The organism is uncultured Campylobacter sp. (genome assembly GCF_938045405.1).
In the GTDB taxonomy this organism is placed as follows: domain Bacteria; phylum Campylobacterota; class Campylobacteria; order Campylobacterales; family Campylobacteraceae; genus Campylobacter_B.
Genome location: NZ_CALIMW010000150.1, coordinates 1 through 2,177, shown reverse-complemented (window position 1 = coordinate 2,177; position 2,177 = coordinate 1). Strand labels below are relative to the sequence as shown.

Annotated in this window: 4 protein-coding genes; all 4 read left to right on the top strand. The window is 45.7% G+C overall.

Going from position 1 to position 2,177, the window contains the following annotated elements; genetic code table 11:
• Positions 1-117: 117 nt before the first annotated feature.
• Positions 118-327 (top strand): hypothetical protein, encoded by a 210-nt coding sequence (locus Q0140_RS05990; RefSeq protein WP_297962778.1) that lies wholly within the window; start codon positions 118-120, stop codon positions 325-327.
• 58 nt (positions 328-385) lie between these two features.
• Positions 386-751, top strand: a complete 366-nt coding sequence (locus tag Q0140_RS05985; RefSeq protein WP_297962776.1) for a hypothetical protein — start codon at positions 386-388, stop codon at positions 749-751.
• A 99-nt stretch (positions 752-850) separates the two neighbouring features.
• Positions 851-1,672: a PD-(D/E)XK nuclease-like domain-containing protein gene (locus tag Q0140_RS05980; protein ID WP_297962774.1), complete on the top strand. Its 822-nt coding sequence runs from the start codon at positions 851-853 to the stop codon at positions 1,670-1,672.
• 11 nt (positions 1,673-1,683) lie between these two features.
• A partial coding sequence (locus tag Q0140_RS05975; RefSeq protein WP_297962772.1) for a hypothetical protein occupies positions 1,684-2,177 on the top strand: 494 nt, incomplete at its 3' end.

Below are 2,177 nucleotides of genomic sequence, written 5' to 3'. Positions count from 1 at the left end.
CCGCCGCCATATCCATAAATGAGCCTCCACTCCGCTTTGCTCCTTGTGGCGGGTATCCACGCAAATGAAATTTTACATCGGAGGCTCTTTTATGGATATTTTTTTAAGGAGACAACGATGGAAAATCAAGAGTTTCAAGACGTCGCCGATGAGTTTGCAAATGGCGTTTCGCAGTATCTGCACTCCGTAGCGGAGCATCTATGCGAAGTTTCGCAGATGAGCGGCATCGGGCTAAGCGATCTGCTAATAGACCTCGCGCTGCTAGCAAGAGCTACGGAACGAAAAAAGGAGGAGCGCGATGTTACAGTTTCTGAAAAGGATATTTAAGAGGCGCACGAAATTTACGATCTCAAACCTAAGATTTGGGATATTGAAAGGATAGGAAATGTCAAATATCGAGGAGCTAGAGCAGGCTTTAGCAAGCTTAAAGGCTCTAATAAAAGCAAAAAAAGACTATGAAAAACTAAGCGACAAATATGTAAAAGTTGATTATAGAGAGCTTACGCGATCGCAACAAGCAAGGCTGAACGACAGACTAAGCGATGCCGCGTTTGACGTGAAAGTAAAAGCCGATAACCTCCACGCCGATTTGGTGGATGCAAATTTGTGTGAGATGAAAGAATTTTATGAACAACGAGAGCTTAGACAGGGTGCGGGCTTGGGTCACGTGTATCGTGCGGCTTATTTGCCCAAAATTCCGCAAAAGTATAAACAAATGCAGAGGACTGAAAATGAGCCTAAAAGACTTTAGAGAAGAATTTATAGCTTACCGGACTCAGATAGGCGTATATAAACACACAAAATTTAGCAGCTTCGCCAAATTTGTGAATGCTCGAAAAAAGGAGATGAAATGAGCGAAACAATGAGTATCAAAGACTACCACGCACGAGCTGAGATCTCTAAAAGCGATTTGGATCTTTTGGCTAAAAGCCCCTACCACTTCAAATTTAAAGACGAATTCGAAAAGCCTGATAGCAAGGCTTTAACCTTAGGCTCTGCCGTGCATAAGCTGGTGCTGGAGCCTGCGGATTTTTTTAAAGAATTCGCCGCCGAACCCAAAGCCGATAGACGCACTAAGGATGGCAAAGAAATCTATGCGGAGTTTTTAAAAGGCGCGGAGGGCAAGACCGTCCTAGACGCCGAAACCTATGAGAAAGCGACCGCTATTGCTAACGCAGTCAATTCTATGAGAGAGACGGCGCTTTTCTTAAAAGACGGGCTAGCCGAGCAGAGTTATTTCGCGGAGATTTCGGGCGTGCCCGTGAGATGTCGCCCTGATTTTCTCAACGAAGCACTAAGCCTTTGCGTAGATTTGAAAACGACCTCCGACGCTAGCGCGGACGGCTTTTCAAAATCAGTGGCAAATTTCAACTACCACATCCAAGCGGCGTTTTATACCGACATCTTAAGGCTATGCGGCAAGCGGGTAGAAAACTTCCTTTTTATCGCGGTCGAAACCAAAAAGCCTTATATGACGGGCTTTTATACGCTAGATGAGGCAGCGATAGAGCAAGGGCGCAAGACATATCTAGCTTTGCTTGAGCGCTATAAGCTATGTCTGGAACGTAACGAGTGGTGGGGATATGCGAAATTCGAGCCTGAAAGCAAAGAAATAGAGGCAGTGCAGACGTTAAGCCTGCCTGCGTGGAAATTTTACGAAAGTATAGCGTAAAGGAATAGATTATGAACCAACTACAACCCCTTGACCCGCAAGGGCAAAAACTAGAGCTAGAGGTAAAGAAATTTGAACTAGAGCAAAGAAAAGCCAAAGCATTTGTAGCTACCGACTTTTTCCCTGCACATTTACGCAAGGGTGATAAAGAGGCAACTATCGGTGCGGCTATTATTGTGCTTGATCTCGCCCAACGTATGAATTTAGGTGCACTCGAAGTGGCGCAGAGTATCTACATCATTCACGGCAAACCGAGTTTCGAGACGAAATTTTTAGTCGCGCGATTAAATTCCAGCGGACTTTTAAAAGGGCGATTAAACACCATTTTAAGCCCCGACGGACAAAGCGCACACTGCGAAGCCGTGGACGCTCAAACAGGGCAGCTACTGCGTGGCACTACGATCACAATGGATATGGCGCGCCGCGAAGGCTGGCTAAGCAAAAACGGCTCAAAATGGCAAACTATGCCCGAGCGTTTCAATTCCCAATGGGATGGAATTCTACA